We start from the raw sequence: 15,801 nt of genomic DNA on the forward strand, positions 1-15,801 counted from the left end.
GAGATTTATGAAAAAAACACTCTTTCTGGTAGCACTTTTAATGATAAGCTGCCAGGCTGCACAGCAAACCGGTAAAACCGAAATGCAGCCTAAAACCCCGGACTATAATCCGCTTCCCTATGAGGCAGTTATTACAGAAACTGAACTTACTGAGAAACTCTACACTTATGCTTCCGATGATTTTCAGGGTCGTGATACAGGCTCTCCCGGGCAGAAAAAAGCAGTAAACTACCTGAAAGAGCAATATGAAGCTATGGGTATCCCTGCAGCTAAGTCTGATGGTGATTATTTTCAGAAAGTCCCTTTGCAACGCAACAGCCTTCCCGATGCCTCAGTACGAATAGGTGACAGAACCTATACCATAGGTGAAGATTTTGCCGCCTTTAACGGTCCACGGGAAATAACACTTGCTATGGAAAATATAGTTTTTGCAGGGTATGGTATTGAAACTGACACCTATTCTGATTATAAAGGGCTCGATGTAGAAGGGAAGATCGTACTGGTAAAAGCCGGTGAGCCCGTGAAAGAAGACGGTCTGTATGTATTAAGCGGTACAGATACTCCTACGCCTGCCTGGTCCAATATTAGCCAGGCTGTAGCCTCTAAAAGAAAAGTAGCCGAATCTAAAAAGGCAGCTGCGCTGCTTTTTTACGATGAAGGCAATACCCAAATGATCATGCGCCAGTACCAAATGGTTAAAGGGCGTACGGGAGGCAGAATGAGCCTTTCTCAAAACGATGAAGACACCTTCTTTATGCTTTTTGTAAACAGCCAGATCGCTACGGCGCTGTACCCCGAAATAAATCAGTCTGCAAAGGCGCAAACCCTTTCGGTACCCATAAACATTTCGCTTAAAGGCACCTCAGATCCCATTGATTCGGAAAATGTAATAGCCTTGATAAAAGGTTCTGAGAAACCGGATGAATACCTGGTGATCTCTGCACATCTGGATCATGTAGGTATCATAAAAGACCAGATATATAACGGTGCGGATGATGACGGTTCCGGAACCGTAGCTCTTCTCCAAATAGCCAAAGCTTTTAAAAAAGCAGCAGATGAAGGTAACGGACCCAGACGCTCTGTAGTTTTCCTGCACTTCACCGCAGAAGAAAAAGGGCTTCTTGGCTCTGAGTACTATGCCGAAGATCCTGTATTCCCTTTAGAACAAACTGTTGCAAACCTCAATATCGATATGATAGGGCGTATTGATCCCAAACGAACAGGAGACCGAAACTATATTTATCTTATCGGTTCAGATCGCCTTAGCTCAGAACTGCACCAGTTATCAGAAGATGTTAATACGCGCTATTCACAAATGGCTCTGGATTATAAATATAATGACGTAAACGATCCGAACCGGTTTTACTATCGCAGCGATCATTATCATTTTGCTAAAAACAATGTACCCGTTATTTTTTATTTTAACGGTACCCATGCCGATTATCACAAACATACAGACACTCCTGATAAGATTGAGTACGACCTGCTTACCAACCGTACCAAACTTATTTTTCATACCGCATGGGAAATTGTAAACCGCGAAGATCGTATTGTTGTGGACCAACCCTCCCCCACCGAATAAAATTAAAAAGCTCCTTTTTAAAAAAGGAGCTTTTTTTATGCCTTAACTGTTAGGTGATGTAGTAAACTGGTGCTTGCTTGTTTTTACCGGTATGAAATGTAAAAAATGTAAAGCTTCTAATTGTATAAAAAAGCTGTGATATCAGAAGTATTTCCAGAGTTATAAATATTTCATGTAAAACAGTATTTTCAAGAATGTTGAAAAATAGGTAAAGCAACCAAACCTTCTTGTTTTAAACGCCAGGGCGCAAGTACGAAACGATGAACTAAACCTGAAAAAGGAGAAAAAATACAGATGATTAGAATTATGATAACAAAGCAATGATCACTTTATTAAAATTAAAGATACAAACAAAAAAGCTTCTCTTTTACGGAGAAGCTTTTTTAAAACGGGTGGAAGACCGGTCTCGAACCGGCGACCTTCGGAACCACAATCCGACGCTCTAACCAACTGAGCTACAACCACCGTATAATTAGCGGATGCAAATGTAATTTATTTGCCTCTTTCTTCAAAGAAAAAATATTTTTTTTTGGTTAAATGAGATCACTCAACCCCTTTACGGCTACATATCTTTCTGCCGTAAAACCTTCACCGCTGTCCACTCCTATGAGGCGTCCAAGGTCACGTGCGCGGTAATGCAGGCTGTCTAAAAAGTTCTTACTGCTTATGGGCGTTTCAGGTTCTTTACTGTTGGGATCATAAAACTGAGAGGCGTATGCCTTTATGGCTTCTAGTTTTTTCTCTATAAAACCGGAAACATCTACCACAAAATCGGGCTCGATATTTTTCCATTGTATATAGTGATACACCACCCGGGGCCGCCAGGGCTCCTGCCAGGTATCGCCTCCCTCCTCTCTGGTATCTATTTTTCTCAAGCCACTTAAAAAGCAAGCATCGCTTACGAGTTTACTTCCTCTGGCATGATCAATATGGCGGTCTTCTATGGCATTACACAATACGATATCGGGACGATATTTTCGTAACATTCGTATAACGGCTAACTGATGGGTACGGTCATTGGTAAAAAAACCATCGGCAAATTCCATATTTTCCCTCACGCTTACGCCTAGTATTTGAGCCGCTTTTGCTGCTTCTCTGCTACGGGTCTCGGGCGTACCTCGTGTTCCTAATTCCCCACGGGTAAGGTCTATGATACCTGTTTTTTTTCCATAAGCAGCCTCTCTGGCCAGGGTAGCACCACATCCCAATTCTACATCATCAGGATGGCTCCCGAAAGCAAGGATATCTAATTTCATAAAAATGCGTTCTTTAATACATTATTTTGGCGTTAGTCCGTAGCCGTTAGAGAACCTGTCTTTGCGTTTGCGAGCGCCTGTTCTATATCGGCCACAAGATCTTCTTTTTCTTCAATCCCCAAGGATAAACGAAGAAGACCATCAGTAATTCCCTGTTTTGCCCTTTCTTCCGGAGACAACAGCGCATGTGAAGTCTGCATAGGTGATACAATAGTACTCTCAACACCAGCCAGGCTCATGGAGGGCTTGATGAGTTTCAGGCTTTTCAGGAATAGCCCGGGATTTATTTCTTCACCCAATTCAAAAGAAAGCATACCGCCGTATCCTTTCATCTGTTTCCGGGCCAGTTGATGATCGGGGTGCGATTTTAGCCCCGGATAATACACTTTGGTTACCAAGGGGTTCTTTTCCAGAAAACGAGCGATCTTCCGGGCATTTCTGTTTTGTGCCTTTACACGCAGTCCGAGGGTCTTGATACTACGTTCCAGCAACCACACGGTATAATCACTTAAACTCCCTCCAAAATTCTTGGCGAGTTGAAAAACACGATCCATATGTTCTTCTGAGGCAGCTACGGCCCCGGCAAGGATATCACTGTGCCCTCCCAGATACTTGGTAGCGCTGTGAATAATGATATCTATACCAAAATCGGCCGGATTTTGATTAACAGGACTCGCAAAAGTGTTGTCTATCATACTTACCAATCCGTATTTTTTAGCAAGCTTTGCTATTGCTTCCATATCGATAATGGTCAATAACGGATTTGAAGGGGTTTCTATATACAACACCCGGGTAGTATCCTGTATGCATTCTTCAAAATGGGCTGCAGATGCCCCTTTGGTAAAAGAATAGGTAATACCATACTTTTTAAACTCTTCAGTTACCAGGTTATAGGTCCCTCCATATAGGGTATTTTGTAAAACTACGTGATCCCCCTGTTTTAAAAACGCAAACAATGCGGTACTCACTGCAGCCATACCACTACCAAAAATAAGGGCTGCTTCTGTATGCTCTAAAGCAGCAATTTTCCTGCAAAGTCCCTGCTGATTGGGCGTATTAAAATAACGAGGGTATCGCTTTACATCTACGTTTTCATATGCATAGGACGTACTCATATAGAGCGGTGATACCGCTCCTTTAAACTGTGTGTCTTCCAACTCTCCAATATGAGTACAAATTGTATTAAATCCCGGATTTTTCTTTGTCATTACGGTTTATTTTTTCCCGCTTCTAAATTACAAAATTGAACCAGAAAAAACCGTACTTACGAGAAGGAGTTTAAGCCTGGGGTTTTACCCCAGGCTTTTTTATACCTGCGTTCGTTTCCAGTGTCCTTTTCGAAAATAGATCACGGAAACAATAGCTATCAACACTTCGGCAACCGTTATGGCCATAAATACCCCCAGAGGGCCCCAGTTAAATTCCATGGCTGCCAGATAGGCAAAGGGCAACTGGAATAACCAAAAGCAAAAAAAGTTAATTACCGTAGGGGTCATGGTATCTCCTGCTCCATTAAACGCCTGGATTACTACCATTCCGTAGGCATAGAACAGGTACCCGGCGGTAATGACCCGCAGGCTCAATGCTCCGTATTTCACTACATCAGGCACAGAACTGAAAAGCATAATGATCTGCGGTGCAAAAACCAGGTATATTACAGAGACTGCTAACATAAATACGGCATTGTATTTACCAGTTTTCCAAACAGACATTTCTGCTCTTTCAGGCTGTCCGGCACCCAGGTTTTGACCTACCAGTGTAGCAGCGGCATTACTCATACCCCATGAAGGCATAAGTGTAAACATAAGTACTCTTATAGATATGGTATATCCTGCAAGTACTTCACTGCCAAACTCTGCCATGATTCGCATAAGTACTACCCAACTGGACGTACCTATGAGAAACTGCCCTATTCCTCCCAGGGAGATACGCACGAGATTGAATATTACTTTGACCCGGATCACAAAATGACGTATTCCTAATTTAATACGGCCCCAGCCGTAAAATAAAAGGAACAACTGAAAGATAACAGCCGAACCCCGCCCAATAGTGGTAGCGATCGCTGCTCCGGCAACACCGTATTCGGGAACGGGTCCCAGCCCAAAAATAAAAATAGGATCGAGAATGATATTAAGTATATTAGAAAATACCAGCGACCACATCGCCATGGAAGCATCACCGGCACCTCTGAATATTGCATTGATAAGGAAAAGGAGCAGTATAGTTATGTTCCCTCCTATCAATATCTGGGTGTACCGGTACCCTTCTTCAATAAGATCAGGGGCCCCTCCCATAAACCGAAGTATTTCCTTTGGATATAAGATACCTGGAATACTAATAAGAATAGCTACTAAAATACCCAGCCAAATGGCCTGTGAAGCCGCTTCATTGGCTCCTTTATGATCTTTCTCCCCTATTCTTCTGGCTACAACGGCTGTTGCTGCCATACTTAACCCAATGCCTACAGCATACACCAGGGTAATAACTGACTCGGTTAAACCAATGGTCGCAACCGCGTTTACACTTACACGGCTTACAAAAGCAATATCTATTAATGCAAATATAGATTCCATGAGCATTTCAAGTATCATGGGTACCGATAGCATGAAAACAGCTTTGCGAATACTTCCTGTGGTAAAATCTTCCTGCTTACCACGAATAGCCTGAAGGAAATAATAAAAAAATTTATTGAGAAAATGAGTATGTTGAGATGACATGATAGTAATATTAAATATAATCTGACTTTAAAAAAATCAATATATCTGTCAGGATTTTACAACCTGCCCGGTTGCTTATATTAGAGACCTGCTATTTAATAACTACTATATCCATAATAAGACAAAAGTGCAGCTTTTTTTCAAAATAGCAAAAACATTGTGTATTTTTTCTTTTTTTTAAAATGTATTTAAATGAAAGACAATAAATGCTATGAATACGGAAAGCCCGAACACCTAAAGTATTCGGGCTATAGATAGCATTATGTGTGGTTAAGGAATTAAACCCTGGTGCAGTAGCTATCCAGACATAATAAAGCACCCGCGCCGAAGCCCGCTACACAAAGTCCGGATACCAGTCCCGAGCCGGCACTTCCTATTACGCAGGCCGCTGCCGGCAAACCTACCGCGGCTATACAAACATAATACTGCCAGCCGCATGAGAAGGTGCCTGAACGCTGAGCCAGAGATGCAAAACCATCTCCGTTAAGTGTATTTAACGATGAAATAACCTGATCCGGACTGTTGGCCAGATTGTAATCACAGCCTACACAGGTAAGTAACTCAGGGTACTTGGCAACTAAAGCCTCATAGTTAATTTTAATGGCTTCCATGTTTTTGTTAATAAAGGCACTGTTGTCATCAAAAATATTAGCAAAACGGCTTTCATTCTGTTGACGATAAAGTGTTTTAAACTCTTCAAAACTAACATTCTGCTGCTGCAGAGACTGTGCAATGGCATTGTTAACATTATCAATAGCCGTTTTCATTGCCAAAAAGTTCTCATCACTCAGGATCTTGCTGTCATCTACAACGTTATCCTGTTGTGTTTCCAGTTCCATTGGTTCATTATCCTTATTACAGGAGATAAAACCCGACACCATTAGCGTAGCCCCCATAAAGAGCACTAATACAGACTTAATTGTTTTTTTCATAATAATTTTTTATTAAAGTTAATACTTTCACTAAAGTACAGTATTTAACTACAAAAATACAGTGATTATTAATTTTTTAACAAGATTTAACTTACAAAAACTATGAAATAGTGATAAGCTATTGGCAGTGAGATATTTGAATAAAAACAGTGGGAGTGAGCTGTATGGTTTTAGCTTCTTGTAAAGCATTTTATAAGATGGGAATGTTGCGGAAACACCTCAATTAATTCTTTTTGAGAGGCAAGTTCAAAGTCGGCAAAATCAAAACCAGGCGCAACGGTGCATCCTGTCAGAGCGAAGCTTCCTCCCTTTCTTACTGCAGAAGCAAACCAGTATCCGGCAGGTATTATTGCCTGAGGAACACATGATGAGAGAGTTAGCGGCCCTAAACGTATATTTTCATAAGAGCCGTCGGGACGAATACAATGTATATCGACAGGGTCTCCTTCATAAAAATGCCATAGTTCATCCTGAAGGATACGATGAAATGCTGAAAAATTATGATGCGTAAGTAAAAAATAAATAGCTGTACTAAAAGAACGGTGTCCTGAAAAACCACTACCTGATAATACTTCATGGGGTATGTTTCCTTCGCTTCGATAAGTTTCCTTATAATACCCTCCCTCAGGATGCGGCAGTAATTGTAACTTTTCAACAAGCTCCTGGTATCTTTCCTGCATAATGCTATTGTTTTTCGGCATTAAATATACACTTTTCTCTGCCAGGGAAAAACCGGTTTAATTTGAGCCTTTTTACAATAGTATGTTATTTCGAAAATAAAAAAGATGTAAGAAAAAAGTAAAAATATTTAACGTTTTGAAAAATATTACTCATAGGTTTTTTCTTTACTTTTATATAAACATTAAAATCAATTAAACTTATTTATCAAAATGAAAAGAAAAACCATAAAAAAGCTGTCTTTAAAAAAAAGTAATATTGCCATACTTTCTCAAGAACATTCTCTTAAAGGAGGAAACAGAATAGAAACGTTTACATGTAACGGGCAAACCCGAGAGATCTCTGTTTGTATATGTAATACATTCCAGGTAAATTGTGAAACGGCTATATGTCCGGTTCCAACATTTACAGAGTGTATTTGTTAACCTTATCAGATAATCTGTCTGAAACCAGCACTCTTTAAAAAATAAATACTTTCAAATGAATGTATCTTATCAAAAAGCATTTTTCAGGCTCTTTTACCAATTATTTATCATAAAATTCATTTAAACCTAAATTATCATGAAAAAAGGAAAAATTAAAAGTTTGTCATTTAAAAAAACTTGCGTAGCTAATTTTAGTCAACAGGCAAGTGTAAAAGGAGGTTCAGCAACATGTCCCTTTGTTTCATGTCGCTGTCAATTAACTGTTCCCTGTGAAACTATTGAAATCTGTTGAAAAAACTCCAATTCAGTTTACGTCACGGCCCTTTTTTCCAGGTTTAAAAAGGGCCGTGATCCGTTTTATAGTTTGTGTTCAATTTTGTTTGCCAAAATTTTATGTTAAAAAAGTAGTATAAATATTACTTTTTTAGTAAATTTAAAAATACAAAATCTTATAATCATGAAAAAAACAAAAATTCAAAAATTATCACTTGCCAAGACTTCTATAGCAAGTTTGAAAGAGCAGCGAACCATTAAAGGAGGTGCTTACACAGACACCTGCCAAACCAACGAGCTTTCCTGTAGAGGATGTTTTACAGTGGTAATTTGTCCGGAAACGATTAATTGTCCCATTCCGTCTGTGGATGTATGTTAATTAACATAGTTTAAAACCAACTGCTTCTTCAGGAAGCAGAAGTAACCTGTAGGCCGGTTAAAATGAATGATACAACCGGTTCATCTCTGTCTTTTGCAAAGTCCTAACAGGCAGAACAGATCTGTTTTGTTTAGAACGTGACCTTATTATGCTCTTATCTAAAAACATAAGGTATCTATACTAATGGCAATGGACTTCATAAAACAATTTAATAAATCGTAATACAATGAAAAAAGCTAAAAATCAAAAACTTAAACTTACAAAAGCCATTATCTGCGGCCTTCACCAGACAAAACAACTAAAAGGTGGCCAAACAGGAATATACGACAGCATAAATGTCTGTAAACTTCCTGATCCTCCTACCCTTAGAGAAGCTACCTGCTTTTACACCATTTGCTTTTGTAATAATACGGCTGAAACTATATGCTCTTAAACCCAATAAACATGTGTTAATCTAAAGCTCATTGTATCATAAAAAAGAAGAATATTAAAAAACTGTCCCTGGTGCGTTCATCAGTATGCAATTTAAATCAGAAAAACGCAATAACAGGGGGAACGGGAGGTAGTCTAGCAACTACGGCCACTCTTTGCTGCGAAAACCTGGCTACTCTTAAGATATCAGTTTGTATTCCCTGTGTAACTACTGTTCCGGAGAGTCAGATATAAATGAATGTTAGCACTTCTTAAATGCCTAGAAAGTGTGTAATGTATATACGGAACTCTTTCTGGTTAGTAAACCTGAATCAGTCAGTTCTTATAAATCAGGATAATGTTTTTTTAATGAAACCTTACTCCATTTACCATGAAAAGAAGAAAAATGAAAAGGCTATCTCTTATCCGTATTCTAAACACCGGCAAACAACGTTAAGAGAGAGAATTATAGTATATATAGGCTGTACAAATCTTACTAATGAGATGTGTGATAATTCATCTCACCTTTACGAACCGTGTGTTTGTGCCCGCAACCGGATACTTTCAGAGAATGTCCTCAGAAAGTATTACAAGAAAGTGTTACAAATAATACGAAGTAAATTATGAAACTTTACCTGCATTCCTTTTGCTTTTAGAAAATTAGCAAAAGGAATGTTTTAGTGCTACAAATCTGTTCTGCAAAAAACACTCTCTACAGGAAAGCTTTATTAACTTCTTATAAGTTTTACCAGACTTCACTAAGAAGTTTAAAAATAAGAAAAACCTTCAATATATAAGATTTCTCTTTTACTTTATACTGATTTAACATATTAGCTTTTAACGTTTTAGTTAATGTTAAATATGTAGGTTTATATCTACTTTATTTGTAATTTAGGTACTATATAATACTTAAGATCATGAAAAAAAGAAAAATTAGAAGTTTATCATTAAAAAAAACTTCAGTAGCAACACTTAATCACACTAATAAGGTAACCGGTGGTAACGAGCCGACAAATACTTTTGGAATTGGCTGTACTACTAACACGATTCAGGGATCTGTTTGTATTTGCAACACTATTCGTCCCTGCCCTACGACTGAGTTCCCTATATCACTGGCCTGCCCTACACTACCTTAAACGATATCTGTTCAGTATGTAATCCTTTAATATTGAATACTGATTACCTGGAATAAAAATGTAAAATAATGAAAAAAGGAAAGATCAAAACGCTTTTATTAAAACGATCTTCAGTTGCCAACTTACATGCTGCGAACGTAATAAAGGGAGGTAATACCCTTAGCTGTGAGCTTACTATTTGTCCGGTAGATACATTTGTTTTTTCCGAGTGTTCCTGTGATACCCGACAAACCTGCGAGGCTCGATGTAAACCGTAGTTGCAGAGGCATATTTTTTAAACCCTTTATTAATTTATTTTAAATACTATTTAACTAAAAAAGTTTAATCATGAAAAAAAAAGCATTCAAAAGTCTTTCACTTAAAAAATCGTCTGTAGCCAATTTACATAATACGCATAGGGTACAGGGAGGTTTTGTAGTACGCTTAACTGAAAGCCCTGATACCTGCCCGCCTTCCATATATAGAACCGGGTGTGACTGTACAAGGGTGGAAGCCTGCATCCTTACTGACGATCCGGCGGAATGTACTTCCTTTATTAATTGCTAATACCCGGATATTTTTTGAGTAAACCGTTCATTATTGGTAATAGTTTAATTAAAACCGGGGTTTTTGATCGAGAAAAGCATTAAAAACGATCGTCTGTCGCAAGTCTTTCTCTATAGTTACAAATGAAATGGGGAAAGACAGCGGTTACTTACTATTTCATATAACTCCGATAACTAATTCTTGTTATCAAACTCTGGATTGCATTACCTGGGTAGTCCTAACAACAGAAGAGAATGTGATCTCAGCTATATCATTATTACTAATATATTATTTACCTATAACATCATGAAAAAAAGAGAATTTAAAAAACTGACGTTAAAACGTTCGTCTGTGGCAGATCTTTCAAAATGCACACAGATAAAAGGAGGAGGGGTTTCCAGATTCTGTCCGTCTGAAAATGAGGAATGTGATGATCCTACAGCTATAAATTGCCCAACAGACATACTTACCTGTACATGTTGGTGAAACGATCCTAAAAGATTAACTAAACAAACAAAAGTATAATGAAAAAAAGAACACTTAAAAAGCTGTCATTACATCGCATGCAAGTGGCACATCTTTCTCATAAAGCACCTCTACAGGGAGGAAATGGGGGCACAGTAGAATCTGTAGATGTACCATGCCTTCTAAGTTTTCGGTTCACTGCCTGTGAATGTGAAACCTTACACCTGATAGATTGCGGTATTACTGTAAAACATTGTGACACTTTTGAGTTGACCTGCAGATGTTAATGCAGGATAAAACGTAATTACTTAATACACATATAAATTCAATTTTAAAAAAGCAATCATGAAAAAAAAGAATTTCAGAAAACTCGCATTGTTAAAGTCGTCTGTAGCTAAGCTTAACAAACAAAACTCGGTTAAGGGAGGGAACTCAAGAACCTGTACCACACTGGATGTTCCCTGTGAACCTACCGATCCTACAGCCGATATATCTGTGTGTTTTTGTGTCACTCAAATAGGATGTAAAACTGTAACCTGCCCGGTATCTGAGGTACCCACATGTATCTGTTGATATTGATTAGTACATACGCTCAGCCCGCAGAGCTATAAATACGTAAAGGCCTGATTACTTGTTTTTCGTAAATGGAAAACATAGAAACCATCAGCAAATAAATCTGGTTTCTTTTGTTAAACCTTATTTAAAACTGTATAACCAAAAATTTATAACTGTGAAAAAGAAGAATATAAAAAAACTTTTACTCAAAACAACCTGTATTGTGCACTTGAATAGTTGCCATACAATAAAAGGAGGGGAAACCCCTCACTCGTTAGATACTGCCTGTAACCAATCGTACGATCGTACTTTTTGTGAATGTAACACGTACACCTTTACCGGATGCCCATAAGCATTCTGTTTACCCGTATAAAACTGAAATTACATATTAATTCAAAATATTTATCATACAAATGAAAAAAAGAAAGATCAAAAGCTTAATGCTTGTAAAAGCATCTGTTGCCAACCTCAATAGTGCAAAACATGAAGTAAAAGGAGGGAACAGTTTCGATGTTCTCTGCAATCATACTGATTTTCTATCCGATTGCAATCCGGAAGAATGCCCTGGCAGTTATACCTGTCCTCCGCCACCTACTCAGGGGTGTACAAATACGGGATGTAATCCGGGTACACTTGATTGTCATTCAAAATTTGTTTTATGTGAGCCATAAAAACTAAAAATGGCATCGGTGGTTTAAGATCATTATGCTCCTTACCTGAATATATTTACCCTGCAGGTATCTGTACAAAATAAGGAGGTCATTTATTTTATATTAACTTAAAACTCTATATTATGAAAAAAAGAAAGATTAAAAACCTGTCACTGGTAAAGTCATCTGTAGCGAGCCTCAACGGAGAAAAGCATCAGCTAAAAGGAGGAAATAGTTTCGACCTTCCATGCGGATTTACTGATTTTCCTGAGCAATGTGATCCCGATTTCACCCGAAATCGTACTCAATGCCATAATTGTACAATCGTGCCTACCAATCGGGGGTGTAATACGAATGACACCTGTTTCACGTTTCCACCGGTATGTAACTCGATAGATGTTCCTTGTATTGGTTAAGAATACAATTAGAATGTATAAAAAAAGCTGCTTTGAGCAGCTTTTTTAAATTATTGCGTTTTATCTATCTGGTCGCATTCTTGCGAACATAAAGTTTTTTGTAGCGCCAATAGCTCAGGGCTCCCAAAAGAATTACAAATGCTACACTGTACCATACAAAGGACGGCGTAATTACTTTATCACCACTGGCATAACTATGAAGTCCTACCAGGTAGAAGTTTACCCCAAAATAAGTCATCATAATACTTGCAAAAGCAACCACACTCATAAAATTAAAGGTCCATTGGCTGCGAAGTCCGGGTACCAGCCTCATGTGTATCACAAATGCATAAACCATGATGCTAATAAGTGCCCAGGTTTCTTTAGGGTCCCAACCCCAGTAACGACCCCAACTTTCATTGGCCCATTGCCCACCAAGAAAATTACCAATAGTTAACATCACGAGGCCTACGGTAAGAGCCAGTTCATTAATAATGGTAAGCTCTTTTATATTGAGTTCCATTTTAGTCTTGTTTTTCTCGGTGGTGAGTAACATAAGTAATAAAACGGTTATTCCCAGCATCATTCCCAGGGCAAACGGCCCATAACTACCTACAATAACAGATACGTGTATCATGAGCCAGTAACTGTTAAGTACGGGTTGCAGGTTTGCTATGGCAGGGTCAAGCCAGTTCATATGGGCGCCAAAAAGTATAATAGCGGTAACAAATGCGGTGGCTGCTATGGTAAGATCACTTTTTCTTCCAAAAGCGAGCCCCATAGCCATAGTAGCCCATGCTACGTAAATAACACTTTCATAAGCATCACTCCAGGGGGCATGCCCGCTTATATACCACCGGAAAATAAGCCCGGCTGTATGCGCCAAGAACAAGATAACTATTCCCACTTTGCAAACACGAATAAGCCATTTAATAGCAATTCCTTCCCTAAATATTTGTACAACAATGGCAATAAACATTACCAACCCGAATGCTAAAAACCATATTAAGAGTTTTTCAAAAATATTGATCTCATTATACAGTATTTCGGCTTTTATTTTATTGTCTGAAGGCATTACTTCTGAACCTTTGTTTATTTGGTTTTGTTTAAATGCCTCAATCAACTGATTGGGTGAAGAATAATCTCCGGTTTCTTTGGCATTCTGTAATGCCATAAGGTAAAAGGGTATAGATTTCTCTATAAAATTCGCATACAGAGAATCTCTTACCGGATACTGCCCTCCTCTAAATTCAAGAGACGATATCCATTTATTGTTGTCATCTTCTGGCAGCGGGAATATTTTTAATATTTCTCCGGAAAGGGCCCGGTTGAGTAACCCCAGTTTAAGATCAAATTCTTTAAACGCCTTTTGAAACTGATTGGGGGTATTGGTGGCATACGCACTTTGTAAAAAGGGAGCCAGTTTATAATTACCGTTTACATCAAAGAAATCTACGGCACTCACGTATTTTTGATCGACCGGAACACCTATGAGTTTACGAATACTATCATTATTTTTTGTGATGTAGATAAAATCTACATTATACCAGACTGCAGGATTTTGCATCATAGACAGGAATACCTGATCAGAATCCATATCCATAAAGGTGTTTTTCTTGCTTAATTTACGCAACAACTCAGAGGTAAAGGTATGTAACGGCTTCATTCTACCTCCATCATCCTGTATGACCAGCGATCCAAATTTATCGGCATGCTCCTTGCTCACAAGATTTCTACGAAGAGCTTCTTTTATTTCATTTTCTCCCGGTAAGGAGTGTGTCGTATGGTTTTCTTCCGTAGGCTTTGTTGGCACTTCAGTTTGTGCATTCAGGTTCAGCGCAAATAAAAATGTTATTACAGAGGTAATGGCTGCTTTTGCTTTTTTACGTTTTACTTTTTCTAACATGTCAGCCAGTTCTTTAAATCGTGTTTTTCCATAAAACATGATAGCTAACAAGCCCAGGTATAACAGAAAATACCCTATATAGGTAATCCAGGTTCCCCAAAAATCATGATTTACTGATAAAACGGTACCTTTTTCATCAGGAGAAAAAGAAGCTTGAAAAAAGCGAAAACCACCATGATCCAGAATATGGTTCATATAAATATCATAGTCAAAAGTACGCTCATCATTCACGGTAATTTTACTCATATAAGAGGAGTATCCGCTTTCGGTACCCGGATATTTTTCGGCAATAAAATCATTTAAGGTAATACTAAACGGGAGCTCACGTCTTATAGAGCCGTACATAAGATAAAAATCCATATTGCCCAGTCGTATTTGTTTGGGATCTGTAGCGGCTCCCTGCCCTCCCAATAATCGTACTTCTTTTTTTTCTCCTCCGGCTATTACCTCTACAATAAGGGCATCCAGATCATTCTCGGTTTTTTCTTCTTTGGGAATAGGAACCACTCCGTAATTTCCTTTTACCGGGAATTCTGGTATTACAAACTGCATTCCTGCCATATTGTACAGTGAACGCAATGACAAGGGTTGTACACTGTCTTTTACTACTTCTCCCTCAAACTGGTCTGCCATACGCATAAAGTTTCCTTCAAAAGGAGACTCTATGGTATAAATAGAATCGGTAGTTTGTATGTTAATGGCTCCCGGAGTGGGCTTATTAAGTGCAAAAAGTACATTGTGTATACTGGCCACTTCTCCACTCTTCAGGTAGTGGTCATGACGATTTCCATCTCCGGCTTCTACCAGTTTTAGGTACAGTTCTCCTTTCTCATCGGGTACCAGTCCTTCTTTGGCTCCCTGAATAAACCCCTTATAGGATATAGAAAACGGTTCTCCGTTAAAATCTGAAACCCAGGGAAGGTTGGCACTTAATGCCTCAGGAGTCACCATAAGCTGGTCCTGAAGTACCTTTCGTCGAGGTTGGCCATCTATCTCACCATCTATAAATGCGGTGAGATAGGTTTCTTGTGAAAAAAAGGTGTTTTCGGTTGCACCTTCGCGAATGGGCATCATACCTTCATAACTAATATACCGGGTAATGAATGCACCCACTAAAATGAAAATAAAAGACAGGTGTATTAACAATACGGCCCATTTTTCTTTTCTGTATAAACGGTAGCGAAAGATGTTTCCGCTGAAATTAATAACAAAAAAAACCATAATGGTTTCAAACCACCAGGCATTGTATATCCATATGCGTGCCGTCTCTGTGCTGTACGCACTTTCTATAAATGTTCCTGCGGCCATAGCTGCAGCAAAAACAAGAAATAAAAAGGCCATAAGTCGGGGGGAAAAAAATATACTCTTAAGGGTATCACTCATCGCAGAAGCTCTTAGCAGTTGAAGTTTTGATTGCAAAAATACTGTCTTTTTATCTTTTTTTGCCACAATTTGTAATCATTCTGCAAAGTAACCATTGTTAATATTTTCATAAGCTCTTTAAAAATGGATATCT

17 protein-coding genes and 1 tRNA gene are annotated in these 15,801 nt (G+C 38.6%); 11 read left to right on the forward strand and 7 right to left on the reverse strand.

Going from position 1 to position 15,801, the window contains the following annotated elements; genetic code table 11:
* Positions 1 to 7 precede the first annotated feature (7 nt).
* Positions 8 to 1,582, forward strand: a complete 1,575-nt coding sequence (locus tag WAO84_RS11610) for a M28 family peptidase (protein ID WP_340065949.1) — start codon at positions 8 to 10, stop codon at positions 1,580 to 1,582.
* A 390-nt stretch (positions 1,583 to 1,972) separates the two neighbouring features.
* Here the strand turns inward: WAO84_RS11610 and WAO84_RS11615 are convergent.
* The 6 genes from WAO84_RS11615 to WAO84_RS11640 all read right to left on the reverse strand — a co-directional run bounded on the left by WAO84_RS11615 (position 1,973) and on the right by WAO84_RS11640 (position 7,167).
* Positions 1,973 to 2,048 (reverse strand) — tRNA-His (locus WAO84_RS11615).
* A gap of 67 nt (positions 2,049 to 2,115) precedes the next feature.
* Positions 2,116 to 2,838 (reverse strand): bacillithiol biosynthesis deacetylase BshB1, encoded by a 723-nt coding sequence (gene bshB1 / locus WAO84_RS11620; protein ID WP_340065951.1) that lies wholly within the window; start codon positions 2,836 to 2,838, stop codon positions 2,116 to 2,118.
* Between the two features lie 32 nt (positions 2,839 to 2,870).
* Positions 2,871 to 4,046 carry a trans-sulfuration enzyme family protein gene (locus WAO84_RS11625; protein WP_340065952.1) on the reverse strand — a complete coding sequence of 392 codons (1,176 nt, stop codon included), beginning with the start codon at positions 4,044 to 4,046 and terminating at the stop codon, positions 2,871 to 2,873.
* Positions 4,047 to 4,145: 99 nt separating this feature from the next.
* Complete coding sequence (locus WAO84_RS11630; protein ID WP_340065953.1) at positions 4,146 to 5,555, reverse strand: MATE family efflux transporter; 1,410 nt, start codon at positions 5,553 to 5,555, stop codon at positions 4,146 to 4,148.
* A gap of 278 nt (positions 5,556 to 5,833) precedes the next feature.
* Positions 5,834 to 6,487 (reverse strand): hypothetical protein, encoded by a 654-nt coding sequence (locus WAO84_RS11635; protein WP_340065954.1) that lies wholly within the window; start codon positions 6,485 to 6,487, stop codon positions 5,834 to 5,836.
* Between the two features lie 170 nt (positions 6,488 to 6,657).
* A complete protein-coding gene (locus WAO84_RS11640; protein WP_340065955.1) occupies positions 6,658 to 7,167 on the reverse strand; it encodes a cupin domain-containing protein in 510 nt (169 codons plus the stop codon).
* 210 nt (positions 7,168 to 7,377) lie between these two features.
* Here WAO84_RS11640 and WAO84_RS11645 point away from each other — a divergent pair, with 210 nt between their 5' ends.
* From WAO84_RS11645 to WAO84_RS11690, 10 genes are all read left to right on the forward strand, one after another.
* The gene (locus WAO84_RS11645; RefSeq protein WP_340065956.1) at positions 7,378 to 7,590 is read left to right on the forward strand and encodes a hypothetical protein; all 213 of its coding nucleotides are present in this window, start codon (positions 7,378 to 7,380) and stop codon (positions 7,588 to 7,590) included.
* A 457-nt stretch (positions 7,591 to 8,047) separates the two neighbouring features.
* A complete protein-coding gene (locus WAO84_RS11650) occupies positions 8,048 to 8,242 on the forward strand; it encodes a hypothetical protein (RefSeq protein ID WP_340065957.1) in 195 nt (64 codons plus the stop codon).
* A gap of 226 nt (positions 8,243 to 8,468) precedes the next feature.
* Positions 8,469 to 8,675 carry a ubiquitin family protein gene (locus tag WAO84_RS11655; RefSeq protein WP_340065958.1) on the forward strand — a complete coding sequence of 69 codons (207 nt, stop codon included), beginning with the start codon at positions 8,469 to 8,471 and terminating at the stop codon, positions 8,673 to 8,675.
* 1,182 nt (positions 8,676 to 9,857) lie between these two features.
* The gene (locus WAO84_RS11660) at positions 9,858 to 10,046 is read left to right on the forward strand and encodes a hypothetical protein (RefSeq protein ID WP_340065960.1); all 189 of its coding nucleotides are present in this window, start codon (positions 9,858 to 9,860) and stop codon (positions 10,044 to 10,046) included.
* 70 nt (positions 10,047 to 10,116) lie between these two features.
* On the forward strand, positions 10,117 to 10,335 hold the full coding sequence (locus WAO84_RS11665) for a hypothetical protein (protein ID WP_340065961.1): 219 nt from the start codon (positions 10,117 to 10,119) through the stop codon (positions 10,333 to 10,335).
* 285 nt (positions 10,336 to 10,620) lie between these two features.
* Positions 10,621 to 10,800 carry a hypothetical protein gene (locus WAO84_RS11670; protein WP_340065962.1) on the forward strand — a complete coding sequence of 60 codons (180 nt, stop codon included), beginning with the start codon at positions 10,621 to 10,623 and terminating at the stop codon, positions 10,798 to 10,800.
* 38 nt (positions 10,801 to 10,838) lie between these two features.
* Positions 10,839 to 11,066, forward strand: a complete 228-nt coding sequence (locus WAO84_RS11675; protein ID WP_340065963.1) for a hypothetical protein — start codon at positions 10,839 to 10,841, stop codon at positions 11,064 to 11,066.
* A gap of 58 nt (positions 11,067 to 11,124) precedes the next feature.
* On the forward strand, positions 11,125 to 11,352 hold the full coding sequence (locus WAO84_RS11680) for a hypothetical protein (RefSeq protein WP_340065964.1): 228 nt from the start codon (positions 11,125 to 11,127) through the stop codon (positions 11,350 to 11,352).
* A 395-nt stretch (positions 11,353 to 11,747) separates the two neighbouring features.
* Entirely contained in the window at positions 11,748 to 12,005 is a 258-nt protein-coding gene (locus tag WAO84_RS11685; RefSeq protein WP_340065965.1) for a hypothetical protein, read from the forward strand.
* Positions 12,006 to 12,127: 122 nt separating this feature from the next.
* Entirely contained in the window at positions 12,128 to 12,400 is a 273-nt protein-coding gene (locus WAO84_RS11690) for a hypothetical protein (RefSeq protein WP_340065967.1), read from the forward strand.
* A 64-nt stretch (positions 12,401 to 12,464) separates the two neighbouring features.
* On the opposite strand, the gene WAO84_RS11695 is transcribed toward WAO84_RS11690, so the two are convergent.
* The gene (locus WAO84_RS11695; protein ID WP_340066009.1) at positions 12,465 to 15,668 is read right to left on the reverse strand and encodes a cytochrome c biogenesis protein CcsA; all 3,204 of its coding nucleotides are present in this window, start codon (positions 15,666 to 15,668) and stop codon (positions 12,465 to 12,467) included.
* Between the last annotated feature and the right edge of the window lie 133 nt (positions 15,669 to 15,801).

The organism is Ascidiimonas aurantiaca (assembly GCF_037646345.1).
Lineage (GTDB): Bacteria > Bacteroidota > Bacteroidia > Flavobacteriales > Flavobacteriaceae > Ascidiimonas > Ascidiimonas aurantiaca.

Excerpts from the sequence above, each read along its gene's own strand:
- WAO84_RS11625 (WP_340065952.1), bottom strand. The coding sequence starts at position 4,046 with ATGACAAAGAAAAATCCGGGATTTAATACAATTTGTACTCATATTGGA.
- WAO84_RS11665 (WP_340065961.1), top strand. The coding sequence starts at position 10,117 with ATGAAAAAAAAAGCATTCAAAAGTCTTTCACTTAAAAAATCGTCTGTA.
- bshB1 (WP_340065951.1), bottom strand. The coding sequence starts at position 2,838 with ATGAAATTAGATATCCTTGCTTTCGGGAGCCATCCTGATGATGTAGAA.
- WAO84_RS11650 (WP_340065957.1), top strand. The coding sequence starts at position 8,048 with ATGAAAAAAACAAAAATTCAAAAATTATCACTTGCCAAGACTTCTATA.
- WAO84_RS11690 (WP_340065967.1), top strand. The coding sequence starts at position 12,128 with ATGAAAAAAAGAAAGATTAAAAACCTGTCACTGGTAAAGTCATCTGTA.
- WAO84_RS11670 (WP_340065962.1), top strand. The coding sequence starts at position 10,621 with ATGAAAAAAAGAGAATTTAAAAAACTGACGTTAAAACGTTCGTCTGTG.
- WAO84_RS11695 (WP_340066009.1), bottom strand. The coding sequence starts at position 15,668 with ATGAGTGATACCCTTAAGAGTATATTTTTTTCCCCCCGACTTATGGCC.
- WAO84_RS11635 (WP_340065954.1), bottom strand. The coding sequence starts at position 6,487 with ATGAAAAAAACAATTAAGTCTGTATTAGTGCTCTTTATGGGGGCTACG.
- WAO84_RS11675 (WP_340065963.1), top strand. The coding sequence starts at position 10,839 with ATGAAAAAAAGAACACTTAAAAAGCTGTCATTACATCGCATGCAAGTG.
- WAO84_RS11685 (WP_340065965.1), top strand. The coding sequence starts at position 11,748 with ATGAAAAAAAGAAAGATCAAAAGCTTAATGCTTGTAAAAGCATCTGTT.
- WAO84_RS11630 (WP_340065953.1), bottom strand. The coding sequence starts at position 5,555 with ATGTCATCTCAACATACTCATTTTCTCAATAAATTTTTTTATTATTTC.
- WAO84_RS11680 (WP_340065964.1), top strand. The coding sequence starts at position 11,125 with ATGAAAAAAAAGAATTTCAGAAAACTCGCATTGTTAAAGTCGTCTGTA.
- WAO84_RS11655 (WP_340065958.1), top strand. The coding sequence starts at position 8,469 with ATGAAAAAAGCTAAAAATCAAAAACTTAAACTTACAAAAGCCATTATC.
- WAO84_RS11645 (WP_340065956.1), top strand. The coding sequence starts at position 7,378 with ATGAAAAGAAAAACCATAAAAAAGCTGTCTTTAAAAAAAAGTAATATT.
- WAO84_RS11610 (WP_340065949.1), top strand. The coding sequence starts at position 8 with ATGAAAAAAACACTCTTTCTGGTAGCACTTTTAATGATAAGCTGCCAG.
- WAO84_RS11660 (WP_340065960.1), top strand. The coding sequence starts at position 9,858 with ATGAAAAAAGGAAAGATCAAAACGCTTTTATTAAAACGATCTTCAGTT.
- WAO84_RS11640 (WP_340065955.1), bottom strand. The coding sequence starts at position 7,167 with ATGCAGGAAAGATACCAGGAGCTTGTTGAAAAGTTACAATTACTGCCG.